This is a genomic window from Fodinicurvata sediminis DSM 21159 (assembly GCF_000420625.1).
GTDB lineage: Bacteria > Pseudomonadota > Alphaproteobacteria > Kiloniellales > DSM-21159 > Fodinicurvata > Fodinicurvata sediminis.
Map to the genome: position 1 here is coordinate 395,627 of NZ_ATVH01000015.1, position 12,012 is coordinate 407,638.

Annotated in this window: 11 protein-coding genes; 7 read left to right on the top strand and 4 right to left on the bottom strand. The window is 61.3% G+C overall.

The genetic code is table 11. The annotated features are described in order from the left end of the window. Positions 1-4: 4 nt before the first annotated feature. Positions 5-1,333, bottom strand: a complete 1,329-nt coding sequence (locus tag G502_RS0112260; protein WP_022728968.1) for a tetratricopeptide repeat protein — start codon at positions 1,331-1,333, stop codon at positions 5-7. 219 nt (positions 1,334-1,552) lie between these two features. Between G502_RS0112260 and G502_RS0112265 the strand changes: the two genes are divergently transcribed. The 3 genes from G502_RS0112265 (at position 1,553) to G502_RS0112275 (ending at position 4,505) form a co-directional block, all read left to right on the top strand. Continuing rightward, positions 1,553-2,191, top strand: a complete 639-nt coding sequence (locus tag G502_RS0112265) for a TetR/AcrR family transcriptional regulator (protein WP_022728969.1) — start codon at positions 1,553-1,555, stop codon at positions 2,189-2,191. 183 nt (positions 2,192-2,374) lie between these two features. Continuing rightward, the gene (locus G502_RS21535; protein WP_022728970.1) at positions 2,375-4,036 is read left to right on the top strand and encodes an EAL domain-containing protein; all 1,662 of its coding nucleotides are present in this window, start codon (positions 2,375-2,377) and stop codon (positions 4,034-4,036) included. Then, positions 4,023-4,505 carry a hypothetical protein gene (locus G502_RS0112275; RefSeq protein WP_155957846.1) on the top strand — a complete coding sequence of 161 codons (483 nt, stop codon included), beginning with the start codon at positions 4,023-4,025 and terminating at the stop codon, positions 4,503-4,505. Before G502_RS21535 ends, G502_RS0112275 begins: the two co-directional genes overlap by 14 nt. Positions 4,506-4,563: 58 nt before the next feature. Here the strand turns inward: G502_RS0112275 and G502_RS0112280 are convergent, their stop codons facing one another. After that, complete coding sequence (locus tag G502_RS0112280; protein WP_026989422.1) at positions 4,564-5,229, bottom strand: DsbA family oxidoreductase; 666 nt, start codon at positions 5,227-5,229, stop codon at positions 4,564-4,566. A 514-nt stretch (positions 5,230-5,743) separates the two neighbouring features. Between G502_RS0112280 and G502_RS20025 the strand changes: the two genes are divergently transcribed. The 4 genes from G502_RS20025 to spt are packed head-to-tail and all read left to right on the top strand — an operon-like array spanning position 5,744 to position 10,089. Next, positions 5,744-7,540 carry a fatty acyl-AMP ligase gene (locus G502_RS20025; RefSeq protein ID WP_022728973.1) on the top strand — a complete coding sequence of 599 codons (1,797 nt, stop codon included), beginning with the start codon at positions 5,744-5,746 and terminating at the stop codon, positions 7,538-7,540. A 40-nt stretch (positions 7,541-7,580) separates the two neighbouring features. Then, positions 7,581-8,570: an NAD-dependent epimerase/dehydratase family protein gene (locus G502_RS20030; RefSeq protein WP_022728974.1), complete on the top strand. Its 990-nt coding sequence runs from the start codon at positions 7,581-7,583 to the stop codon at positions 8,568-8,570. Positions 8,571-8,615: 45 nt separating this feature from the next. Continuing rightward, a complete protein-coding gene (locus tag G502_RS0112295; protein WP_022728975.1) occupies positions 8,616-8,876 on the top strand; it encodes an acyl carrier protein in 261 nt (86 codons plus the stop codon). Positions 8,877-8,880: 4 nt separating this feature from the next. Then, positions 8,881-10,089, top strand: a complete 1,209-nt coding sequence (gene spt, locus G502_RS0112300) for a serine palmitoyltransferase (protein ID WP_022728976.1) — start codon at positions 8,881-8,883, stop codon at positions 10,087-10,089. Between the two features lie 16 nt (positions 10,090-10,105). Here the strand turns inward: spt and G502_RS20035 are convergent, their stop codons facing one another. After that, on the bottom strand, positions 10,106-11,032 hold the full coding sequence (locus tag G502_RS20035) for a hypothetical protein (protein ID WP_022728977.1): 927 nt from the start codon (positions 11,030-11,032) through the stop codon (positions 10,106-10,108). 8 nt (positions 11,033-11,040) lie between these two features. Beyond that, complete coding sequence (locus G502_RS0112310) at positions 11,041-12,000, bottom strand: diacylglycerol kinase family protein (protein ID WP_040488128.1); 960 nt, start codon at positions 11,998-12,000, stop codon at positions 11,041-11,043. Positions 12,001-12,012: the final 12 nt, after the last annotated feature.

The following is a 12,012-nucleotide window of genomic DNA, read 5'->3' on the forward strand; positions in this document are numbered from 1 at the left end:
CGTCTCAGGCCGCCTGCCTCGGGTCCACGCTGCGCTGGCGGAAGAGGGCCGTCAGGGGGCTATCAGGTTTCAGGAAAGTGCGCTCGTTGACCAGGGCATGCGCCAGAGGTTCTTCCCCGCCGCGCAGAGCGGCTTCGATCAGGGTCAGGTCGATGATGTCCCTCTGTGCATGACTCCCGCCGAAACGGGCGGCCTGGTTGCGCACCGGCCTCAGCAGGCGAAGAACGGAGGTGTAATCCCCTTCACCAAAGGCTTTCAGGGCCAGGCAAAGGGGCCGTCCGACAGCGCGTGTGAAGAGCGCATTGTCCGCATCGCTCTCCATGGCCTCAATCTGCGTATCCAGAAGGGAGTCCATCAGATCGCTGCGTCCAGCGCCCACGAAGGCCATGGCGGCATGTGCATCGTTGAAGGCGTAGTTCGGAGCAGTGACGAGCGGCTGCCAGAGCCGGGCCAGAGCCGTCCAGCGTTCCCCCAGTTTGACGCCACGCAGATGCAGACGCCAGAGCAGGGCCGAGGCATCCACCAGGTCCAGGACCACCTGCGAGCCATTGCCAGCGATCGGGCCATCATAGAGCGCGAGCACAGCGTCGATGTCGCCTTGTTCCAGGTAGAAGAGTGCAAGGTGCCACCAGTTGTGTACGGCAAAGAAGTTGTCCTGTGACCAAGCATCGGAATCTCGGGTCATCCAAGAGATGCCGTCCTCGTAACGGTTCTGCATCTCCATGACGTGGGCCACGGCATGCTGGGCCCAGCCATCACGCCGCTCCAGCTCGATGGCGCGACGACCATAGGCTTCTGCACGCCCATAGTCGGCGGTTTCCTCGAGGCCGAAGGCCTGCATGCTGAGGACAGCGTGATAGCCCGGCCGTTGCGCATCCCAGAAGGGCATCACACGGGCGATGCGATCACGCAACATGCGGGAGTTTCCGGTATAGAAGTCCACCAGATGACCGGATTGCAGTGCCAGCAGGTCATGGGGGTAATCGTGGACGATGTCCTCCAGCACCCGCCCGGCAGCATGCCACTTGCCATCGGCCAGCAGGCCTGCTGCCTTCAAGTGAGCTTTCTCACGCATGTTGGCCGGAAGTTCGGCTGCCGCTTCCAGGCTGCCCCGCGCGACTTCGAGGCCGTCTGGCTCGGTGCCCAGCAGGTGAAGCCAGGCCTTCATGGCATGGCCCATGACGAAGCTCGGACTGTCTGCCAGGGCTTGGTCCAGAGTGGCGAGTGGATCATTGCGATAGAGCAGCAGTTCATGGACTGCGATTTCGTAGAGTTCGAGACTCTTTGGAGAGGCCCCCGTTGCGGACCGGGTCCAGGTGTCCTTGTGTGCCATAAGATTTTTCCTTTGATTCCAGCTTCTTGAAAGAGGGCTTCTGCCCGGATACGCGGCGGAGATTAGTGCGGTCTTTCCGGGCGATATAGCCGTCACGTGGTGCAGTCTTGCCGAAAGTCTGAAAGCCGCGCATAGTCAGGCTTTCAGGGGCACAATTGGCGGCGGCGCAGGGATGTTTTCCTGCATTTGAGGCAGCCAACTGGACTCGTGGTACAGTTCATGACACTGCAAACGCAGTCGAAACGCGGCGCAGCACGCGGGCGCATTCTGGATCAGGCGGAAATGTCCGTCCTGGAAAAGGGGTTTGCGTCGACCTCGATCGAGGAGCTGATCACAGGCGCCGGCGTTACCAAGAGCGCCTTCTTCTATCATTTCCGGGATAAGAACGAATTGGCGCGGGCCATGATGGAGCGGTACATCGCTCATCATGATGATATGCTGGCCGACATCCTGCATCGCGCGGATGAACTGCACGAAGACCCGCTGCACAGCTTCCTGGTGGCCATGAAGCTGTTCGAGGAGATGATGGCCGACCTGCCGGGTTCGCATCCGGGTTGCCTGGTGACCTCGTTCGTATATCAGGACCGCCTGTTCAGCCGGGATGTGCGGGCATTGACGCTGCAAGGCTTTCTGGGCTGGCGAGAACTGCTTCGTTCACGTCTGGAAAGGATTGCAGAGATCTATCCCCCCTGCATCAAGGTTGACCTGGAGGACCTGGCCGACATGGCCCAATCCCTTGTGGAAGGTGGAATCGTTGTGTCGCGCCTGACCGAGGATCCCCAGGCCCTGCCACGGCAGATCCAGTTGTTTCGCAGTTTCGTGCGAATGGTTTTCCTGCCGCAAGCGCAGGTGCTGTAAGCACCCCTCGATCCATCGCCCGGCCCTGTGGTTCGCTCCCGTGACCCAGTGCTTGCACAGGGAACTGTTAACTTCTCCTTATGACAGAGGCGCGTAGACTCAAGCCACGCCCTTGCCGCGACCTAGATGTGTCTTTGCAGTCTTTAGGCGAAACCTGTTTCGAGAGAGCCATCCGGATTCCGCATGTCCCTTGCATCCCATCTGCCGCGCCTTCTGGCCTTTTCCTTCGCGGGGGCCGATCTGCTGCTTGAAGCAGGCCGTGATTGCCGGATTCACTTCGCAGCAGGTGCGGCCGAAAACCTGACCGGACAGTCGGAAGACAGGCTGGTGGGGCAGGCCCTCCACAGCCTGTTCGCCGAGGAGGATCGCACCTTTGTCCGGGGCATGATCAATGGTCTGGGCAGCGGAGAGCGCATAGGTCCCCTGGCTGTACGGCTGGCCGGTGCCGAGGGACAGGTGCATCCTGCAGTCATCGGGCTGTGCTGCCTGCCGGACAATCCCACCCTGGTGCATTGCACCCTGTCCCTGAGAGGTGTTCAGGCGTTGGCGCAATCCAGTGCGCCGCGGGATCCCGAAAGCCAGCTTTTGCAGGGCTCTGCCTTCCCGCGGGCCGTCGAGCAGGCGCTGCAACATGCACGGGAATTGGACCAGAAGGTTACCATGACCCTGCTGGACCTGGATGGCCTGGGTCAGATTCGAGACGAGATGGAAGCCTCGGATTCCCGTTTGCTGCTGGATCGCATCTGCGCCAACCTTCGGGCTTCTTCCCTGGATGGACAGACTGTGGCCCGGCTGGCCGAAAACCGTTTCGGCCTGGTGCATCAGGCGTCTCTGTCGGGGCAGGAAATGGCGCGGCGCCTTTCGACGGTGGTGCGGCAATCGCATCCGCTGGCTGGCAAGCTGTCGGTGGAGGGCGCGGTCCTGCCGCTGGAGAACCGCGGCCTGGAAAGGGCGGACATGATCCGTGCCATCGCCTATGCCGCCGAGCGCTTTGCCAGCAGCGGGCGCATCCCGGGTGAGGATCTTCCCGGCGTGATCGAGAATTCGGTGCGTGAGACCCTGGAACGCATGGAGGATTTCAGGCAGGTCCTTTCCCAGCGCAGGTTTCACTTTCTCTATCAGCCGGTCGTGCGTCTTGTGGACCGAAGGCCGGCGCATTTCGAGCTTCTGGTGCGTTTCGAGGACGAGGTTTCACCCCAGGAAAAACTGGATTTCGCCGAGAACCTGGGCCTGATATGCGATTTTGACTTGGCGGTCTGTCACCATGCCGTGAACCTCTTGTCGGACAGCAAGTGCGATGCCCGATTGAAACTGGCGGTCAACCTTTCGGGGCACTCCATTCTGAACAGCGTGTTCATCAAGAGCCTGGATGCCTTGCTGAAGGCCAACAAGGCCATTTCCCGACGCCTGATCTTCGAGATCACGGAGAGTGCGGAACTGACAGATCTCGAGACAGCCCACCGTGTCATCCAGACCATCCGCATGCTGGGACACCGGGTGTTCCTGGATGACTTCGGCGCTGGTGCAGCGTCGTTCCGCTATCTGAGTGCGCTGGCGGTCGATGGCATCAAGATCGATGGCCGCTATATCCGTGAGATGGGGCGCGCGCCTCGCGACCTGGCCATGCTGCGTGGCTTGAAGCGGATTTGCGATGACCTGGAAATAGAAATCGTCGCCGAGCGCGTGGAAACCGAGACCCAGGCGGCACGCTTGCGTGAACTGGGCCTGCCACTGGCACAGGGCTGGTTGTTCGGAAAACCGACTGCAAAGCCGCGCTTGGCCAGAGATGCCGAGGCGCAAGTCCACGCGGAAGGGATGTTTCGTGGCCTGCGTGGGCGCGCATAGACCCGATTCGCCGGGATTTACCGGTTCGCGCACCGGCGCTTTCAGGCTGCCGGGGCTGCTTTTTCTGCTGAGCGTCCTGTTCTTCTATGGCGCGCCGAACCCTGGCAAGGCGGCGGAAGGACATGTCATCTATCGCAACAAGAGCTCCGAAACTCTGGATTTGCGTTTCGAGGCAGGTAGTTGGACTCAGAGGCCAGCCGTCAGTATCCCTGATGGCGCACAAGCATCGGCAGTGGTTCACTTCACGGAGGGCGGCGTTGTCGTGCAGACTCTTGGCTATGCCTTTTCGGACGATGCCCGAAGCTACTGTCAGGTACGAGTGGCAACGGTTCCGGGACCGGTCGGGTGCCAGATCGAATTGACGCCGGTCAATCATGGGCAGATGGATTGTTTTGCCCGCACTATGCAAAGGGATCGCGCAACCTGTGCCTTCGAGGTCCAGATCGAGGTCGCGCCCAAGCGTCCCTGAGCGCCAGGCAGCCTGTCCAAGGTATCGGGAGCGCCTGCCCTGCGCCTGACGCAAGCCTTTACACGCTGCTGTCGGCGGGTTCGGTGGCGGTATGGCCGTCCTGTTGCATCAATTCGAAAAGGCGCACGAGCGCCTCCGGCGGCTGGGCGCCGGGCAGGGCATAGCGGCCGTTGCCCAGGAAACAGGGGACTCCGACAATACCGTTCATGCGGGCCTGGGTGTCCTCCTGACGAATGGCGTACCGTTCTTCATCACTGGCAAGATAGGCCTCAACCTCCCTGCCCGGCAGGCCGCTTTCCCTGGCCAGCCTGATGAGAACGGCACTGTTGCCCAGATTCGCTCCTTCAAGGAAGTAGCCCTGGAAAAGGCGCTCCAGAAGCTGGTCCTGCAGGCCATGGCGTTCTGCAAAGCGGAGCAGCCGATGCGATTCAAGCGTGTTCGGTGTGCGTTGGATGGCATCGAAATTGAAATTGAGGCCCTCTTCCGCCGCCGTCTCGGCAATGGAGCGATAGACACGTTGCGCCCCTTGGTCCGAGCCGAATTTCATGCGCAGATAGCTCTTGCGGTCCATCCCCTCAGGCGGCATCTCGGGGTTCAACTGGTAGGCGCGCCAACGGATGCGGGGCAACTGCTGTCCCTGCCAGAGTTCAAGGGCCTGTTCCAGTCGCCGCTTGCCGATCAGGCACCAGGGACAGATGGTATCGAGATAGACATCGAGTTGCATGACAATCCAGCCTTCCTTTGGCATGCCCTGATTCGCAGTAAACGCTGCCAGGGTGGGGTGGCGCAAGGCCGGCAAGCTCTTGCCTCTACGACATCTTGCGCCTGTGCTGGCGAGGGCACTGCAACATTCCGTCACAGTTGTTTCGTGCGGAATATGAAAAAGTAAAAAAAATCATTTCTATTCAATGCCTTAATGAAAGGCGCCGGATTGCAGTGGGCCGGGGGGACTGAAACTCGATTTCATTTCATATCTGGCGCCAGAATCCTTATAACCATAAGAGGTACAAAACCCTTGCCGGAATCCGGCCTGTATCAGGCACTTGGCTGTTGATGTTGAGTGGCTGTATCGGGACGGGCAGGACGGACAAGGGGGTGACCAAAGGGGGCTTCCATTCAGCCGTGCACAGGGGTGCAACGGTGTCCAGCAGGAACCTTGAGAGACAGACGCCTTGCAACAGGGCTTGAAGGCAAGTGAAACACGAGACCAGTGAACAACGGGACGGAACAGACCGGGCATGACGCGTTCGACAATTACGACAAATGAAGACCTGCCGCTGCGTGTCGGGGAGTTCGAGACCCTTGCGGAAGGTCTGGATTATGCCGCCCGCGGGCAAACCGGTTGCAACTTCTTTTCCGAGCGGGGCGTTCTCAACCGTGCGATGACCTACCGGGAAATTCGCGAGGAGGCTCTGGACCTGGCTCCGCGCCTGGTTGCTTCTGGCCTCGAACGCGGCTCAAGGGTGGCCCTGATTGCCGAGACACGGCCTGAGTTCTTTGTCTTTTTCTTCGCCTGTCAGTATGCGGGCATCGTTCCGGTGCCCTTGCCGCTCAGCGTCAATCTGGGCGGGCGGGATGCCTATGTGGCACGTCTGGCGGCCATGATGAAGCGCGCGGCTGTCTCGGCTGCAGTCGCCTCGGATGACCTGATCGATATGCTGCGGAGTGCAGGAGAAGAGGCCGGCATCGAGCGTGTCGGAACACATGAAGAATTCCGCGCGATGAGCGCGAAGAACGGCTTCCTGCGGCCGCTGGAACGCCAGGACCCCTGTTACATCCAGTTCTCTTCGGGCAGCACCAGCCTGCCGCGCGGCGTTCTGGTGACGCAGAAGGCCATCACCAGCAATGCGCGCGGCATTGGCCAGCACGGCCTGGCGCTGCAGCCTGGTGATCGGGCGACCTCCTGGTTGCCGCTCTATCACGACATGGGCCTGGTCGGTTTCTTCCTGACGCCGGCCCTGGCGCAGGTTTCCATCGACTACCTTTCAACCACGACCTTTGCGCGCCGGCCCATGCTGTGGCTGAAGATCCTGTCCGAGTATGGCGGCACGATCTCTTTCAGCCCCACCTTCGGGTATGACCTCTGCCTGCGGCGCTCGACGAATGTGGATCCGTCACAATTCGAGCTGTCCCAGTGGCGGGTGGCTGGCATTGGCGGCGAAATGGTTCGTGCCAGCGTCCTGCAGGGCTTTGCGGAACGCTTTGCGGAAAGCGGTTTCAAGCCCAAGGCGTTCCTGCCCTGTTACGGCTTGGCCGAATCCACCTTGGCGGTCAGCTTCACGCATCTCGATACCGGATTGCAGTTGGATCACGTGGACCGCGAAAGTGCGGCCCTTAAGGGCGTGGCGGTGCCTGTTTCTCCGAACCAGGACGGAGCCGCCGCTTCGGTGCGTACCTTCGTCAAATGCGGCCGGGTCCTGCCGGGTCATGCGGTGGAAATTCGCGACGACGATGACGGGAAACTGCCGGAACGCGCCATCGGGCGCGTCTGTGTCCAGGGTCCCAGCCTGATGCAGGGCTATTACCGCGACCTGGAAGCCACCCGTTCCGTGATCACACCCGACGGGTGGCTGGATACCGGCGATCTAGGCTATCTGGTCGATGGCGAGTTGGTCATCACAGGACGCAGCAAGGACTTGATCATCTGCAATGGCCGGAACATCTGGCCGCAGGATCTGGAATGGGCGGTAGAAAAGCTGGACGGCGTTCGTGCAGGCGACGTTGCGGCCTTCGCCCATGGCGATGACGAGGATAACGAGCGTGTTATCCTGGTCGTGGAATGTCGCACACCCGACCCGGAAGCCCGCGAAGCGCTGCGCCGGGACGTGGCCGCCGTGGTCCAGAAAACGGCCGGTGTGAGCTGTGACGTCGTCTTGGCTCCGCCGCGCTCGCTGACCTTCACCTCGTCCGGCAAGCTGAGCCGCGCAGCGGCCAAGGCGGATTTTGTTGCTGGCCGCATTCGCGACGTGAACGAGGACCTGCAATCCAGCCAGCAGGACGCTCCCGTACTTGCCATGGCCGTCGGTTCGGACTGAACTTGAGGCTTCCCTTTCCGCTCGAAACAGCGGTGTAGACATGACCGGAAGACTGAATGTCGCGGCGAATGTGGCCGTGACCGGTGCCACCGGCTTTATCGGCAGCTTTCTTGTGCGCCGCCTCTTGCAGAAGGGCTGCCGCCTGCGCCTGTTGCTGCGCCGCCCCGAAGCCTGGCAGGAGATCAGGGACAGCCTGCCGAACCCGGAATTCGAAGAGCGTGTCGAAATCATTGAAGGCGGCCTGGAGCAGGATGAAGCGCTCAGCCGACTGGTGCAGGGTGCTACGACGGTGATTCACTGCGCCGGTCTGATCAAGGCGGTGCAGGCAGAGGATTTCCATCGGATCAACGCTGCGGCGACTGCACGTCTCTGCGCCGTGGCGGGCCAATCAGCCTCGGTCGAGCGGATGATCTATCTGTCCACGCTGGCCGCACGCGAACCGCAGCTTTCTGCCTATGCTGAGAGCAAGCGCGCCGGCGAGGATGCCGTGCGTTCCTGGTCAAACCGGATGGAGCTTGTGATCATTCGTCCGCCGGCTGTTTATGGTCCAGGCGATCGTGCCACGCTGCCGCTGTTCCAGCAGATGAACCGGGGTCTGCTGGCCGTTCCTGCCCGCCCAGGAGCGCGCTTTTCGCTGATCCATGCGCAAGACCTGGTCGAGGCCGTAACGGCCTGTCTGGATATCGAGTTGAGCCGGCCCCTTTGTTTGGAACCCGATGACGAAGCCGAGAATGGCTACGGCTGGGAAGACCTGGTTCAGATCGCGGGAAAGGTAACGGGACGGCGCGTGCGACTGCTGCGGTTGCCGCCTGCCATGGTCTATCCAATCGCCTGGAGCAGCGAGAAGCTGGGCCGTATGATAGAGCGCGCGCCCGTACTTACGCCTGGCAAACTGCGCGAGTTGAGTCACACGGATTGGCGGGTCGAGGGAAACTGGCGCCGCCAGTTGCAAGACTGCCCGGCCCCACGGGGATTTCTGGACGGTTTTACGCAAACCCTCAACTGGTATAAACAACACGAATGGCTCTAGCAGGCGTTCCAGGGGAGCGCCATTGGCCAAGGGATCGAACGGATCATGGAAGAGATGCAGAACGACAGAGACAGCGTATTCCAGGATATCTGCGGCTTTCTGGAACAATACAATCGCAACAAGGTCGAGATCACGGGCAGCACCGATCTCAACAGTGATCTGAACATTGATTCCGTGGCCGCCATGGACATTATCATGGAAGTCGAGGATCGCTACGAAATCGATATTCCCATCAATCTCGTCGCGGAACTGCGGACCGTCGATGATCTGGTCTCTGCCGTCCAGAAGCAGAAGGAGGCCGGCTGACATCATGGATATCTTCGACAAGTACGGGCCAATATCCGAGCGTCGCGACAGCCTGCTGCAGGCGGGTTTGAATCCCTTTGGCCTGCGCATGGACAAGATTCTCTCGCCCACCGAAGCCTTGATTAATGGACGCAAGACAATCCTGGTCGGCACCAACAACTATCTGGGCCTGACTTTCGACCCGGATTGTATCGAGGCCGGCTGCGAGGCCATGCGTGAACAGGGAACCGGTACCACCGGTTCGCGCATTGCCAATGGAAGCTATGGCCTGCACGAGGAGTTGGAGGAGGCGATCGCCCGCTATCTGAAGTGCAAATCTGCCATCGTCTTTCCCACAGGCTATCAGGCCAACCTGGGCATGATCGCTGGGCTGGCGGGCCCCAAGGACACCATTCTCCTGGATGCTGACTCCCACGCCAGCATCTATGACGGCTGCCGCCTGAGCGGCGCCACGCTGATCCGTTTTCGCCACAACGACCCGGCCGATCTGGACCGTCGCCTGTCCCGTCTGAAGAACGAGGAAGGTGTCGCGCTCGTCATCGTCGAGGGCATTTATTCCATGCTGGGCGATATTGCCCCGCTCAAGGAATTCATCGAGGTCAAGAAGCGCCATGGGGCCTTCATCCTGGTGGATGAGGCGCACTCCCTGGGCGTCATGGGCGAGCATGGCCGCGGTGTGGCCGAAGCCTGCGGCGTCGAGGCGGACGTGGATTTCGTCGCCGGTACCTTCAGCAAGAGCCTGGGCGCGATTGGCGGTTTCGGGGCCTCCAATCATCCGCACTTCGATCGCCTGCGCTATTGCAGCCGTCCCTACATGTTCACGGCCTCGGCTTCCCCGGCCAGCGTCGTGACCGTGACCAAGGCGATCGAGAAAATCGAGCAGAACCCTGACCTGATCCGCAAGCTCTGGCGCAACGCCAACGCCCTGTATCAGGGCCTGAGCGACCTGGGTTTCGAGATCTGTGCGCCGGCGAGTCCCGTGATCGCCGTGCGCCTGAGCGATGAGCAAACGGCCGTCTATTTCTGGAATCGGCTTGTCGAGGAAGGCGTCTACGTCAATCTGGCCATTCCGCCGGGCACGCCCAATGGTGTGTGCCTGTTGCGCTGTTCCGTTTCCGCCGCGCACAGTGAAGCGCAAATCGAGGAAGTCTGCGGCCGGTTCGAGAAGATTCTGCGGGAGTGGGAGGCGCAGACGTCCGCTGCCACTGTCTAAGGGATAGGGTCTGCGCTCAGCGAAAGCCGCCCCTGCGATAGAGGCGCCACGCCAGCACTGGTGCCGAAAGCAGAGGGTGCCGCTTCTGCCAGGCCGTGGGCTCAACGCGGACTCCCGAGTGCCGCTCGATCTTCCATAGCAGATAGGACTGCCCATCTGCGAAGGTGAAAGCGGCTTTCGCCAAACGCAGGATCGACAGGACCTTGCCCGCCACACGCCGCAGGCGCCAGGCCAGCGCTGTCTTCCACTGCACCTGCTTTTCAGCCTCGGCCAGCAGCCGGGAGTCCTTCAGGCTGTCCCAGGCCCGGTCATAGCGTTCCTGATAGCGATCGTAGAGCTGGCGTGCCCGGCCGCCGCCTTCGGCCCTGAGTTCGGTACGGTAGGTTTCGGCAAAGGCCCGGGACCAGAGCGCTTCCGATGTGGGAGGTGTTATGAAAAGGGGGCGGGTTTTCTGAGCCAGGGTGGCCACGGCACGCGCCAGGGCCGTTACGGTCTGTCGTCGACTTTCGGAATTCCGCGCAAGCACTATGCCGCTTGGCTGTGCGAAGCGCGCCCAGAAGTAGGGATGGAAGCCGTCCGGTCCGACACGCTGGGCAAACTGCTCCAGGGTCATGACGGCATACTTGGCGCGCACCGTACGTCCTTCATGCTCGGTCTCCATGTAATAGACATTGGGGGGCAGGGTACGGTTCAAGCGCCGCAGGACAGGATTTTCCTGCAGGTCCTGGTAGCTTTCCAGCAGCAGGTAGAGATCGACCAGGCCGTCATAGGGTGTGCCGCCACGCAGGCAGCTGCCATAGAACAGAACAGCCTGCACCGCGTCCGGATGGCCGTTGGTTGCCTTTTGACAGGCGGCTCTTGCAACGCTGAGCACAGCCGGCTCCGCAGGGTGCTGGCTTTCCCGTTCCACAAGCTCGATCAGGCTGTCCGGAAGTTCTGTCATTGCCGAGCCTAGAGCTTCACGAAATCCAGGGAATCCGGTGCGCTCACCCGCAGGGGGCGTTGTGGATCCGGTTCATGAAACTGCCCATCCAGGGTGAAAGGGCCCTCCAGCTCCAGTTCAACGCTGTCGGCGCCGCGGCTGCGGTAACAGTCCTTTGGAAGTCTGCGTTCATTGCCACCGTACAGGACTTTCAGGCTGTGGCGCAGCAAGCCCTTGGGTGGATAGCAGATCGAAGTATAGCGCAGCGGTTCTCCCTGCTGATTCCAGAAGGGCCGCGAGCCCACCACGAGGCGGTCCAGTGTCGTGGCGATGGCCAGAAGCTCCCTGCGGGTTTCGCTTGCCCCCTGGTCGAAAGCGGCTGTGATCGTTTCCCCGCGTATGGCCTCGCGGCTCTTGCCTCCGAACACCCATCCGCCCAGCAAGCGGGCCAGGGTCAAACCAGCGGCCCAGTCGGCCTCGATCTTCAGGGGGTGGACCTCAGTGCGACACAACTGGATGGCCTGGTAAATGGCGGCGGCACCAAAGAACATGCCCCGCTGGGGCGGGGTGTTAAGCGCTCCTTCAAGGCGCAGGACGTACCGACGGCACAATGCCGAGTCCAGATTGCCATCGGCAAGGCGTTTGCGAAGCCGTGCCAGACCCCTGTGTGGCTTGCCACGCAAACCGACATCCACGGCCGTCATGTTGGTCATGCCCCCGTGCAGCAGACCGAAGACCGGAGGGGTTTCCCCCCAAGGGCGACGTTCCAGTACTTCCGTCATGACTGCCTGAACCGTGCCGTCTCCGCCATTGACCAGCAACAGCTCCACGCCGGCCGCCGCTAGGCGGTCCAGGGCGGCGGGCAGGTCCTCAAAGTGATCTAGACGTTCGTAGTGAAGTCCCGGAAAGGCGTCCACGGCCGCTTCCAGTTGGTCCATGCCCTGCTTGTTCTGCTGACTGAGAGGGTTGCTGACGAGCCCAGGTATCATGTGCCGTGCTGT

Excerpts from the sequence above, each read along its gene's own strand:
- G502_RS0112310 (WP_040488128.1), bottom strand. The coding sequence starts at position 12,000 with ATGATACCTGGGCTCGTCAGCAACCCTCTCAGTCAGCAGAACAAGCAG.
- G502_RS20030 (WP_022728974.1), top strand. The coding sequence starts at position 7,581 with ATGACCGGAAGACTGAATGTCGCGGCGAATGTGGCCGTGACCGGTGCC.
- G502_RS0112295 (WP_022728975.1), top strand. The coding sequence starts at position 8,616 with ATGGAAGAGATGCAGAACGACAGAGACAGCGTATTCCAGGATATCTGC.
- G502_RS21535 (WP_022728970.1), top strand. The coding sequence starts at position 2,375 with ATGTCCCTTGCATCCCATCTGCCGCGCCTTCTGGCCTTTTCCTTCGCG.
- G502_RS20035 (WP_022728977.1), bottom strand. The coding sequence starts at position 11,032 with ATGACAGAACTTCCGGACAGCCTGATCGAGCTTGTGGAACGGGAAAGC.
- G502_RS0112265 (WP_022728969.1), top strand. The coding sequence starts at position 1,553 with ATGACACTGCAAACGCAGTCGAAACGCGGCGCAGCACGCGGGCGCATT.
- spt (WP_022728976.1), top strand. The coding sequence starts at position 8,881 with ATGGATATCTTCGACAAGTACGGGCCAATATCCGAGCGTCGCGACAGC.
- G502_RS20025 (WP_022728973.1), top strand. The coding sequence starts at position 5,744 with ATGACGCGTTCGACAATTACGACAAATGAAGACCTGCCGCTGCGTGTC.
- G502_RS0112260 (WP_022728968.1), bottom strand. The coding sequence starts at position 1,333 with ATGGCACACAAGGACACCTGGACCCGGTCCGCAACGGGGGCCTCTCCA.
- G502_RS0112280 (WP_026989422.1), bottom strand. The coding sequence starts at position 5,229 with ATGCAACTCGATGTCTATCTCGATACCATCTGTCCCTGGTGCCTGATC.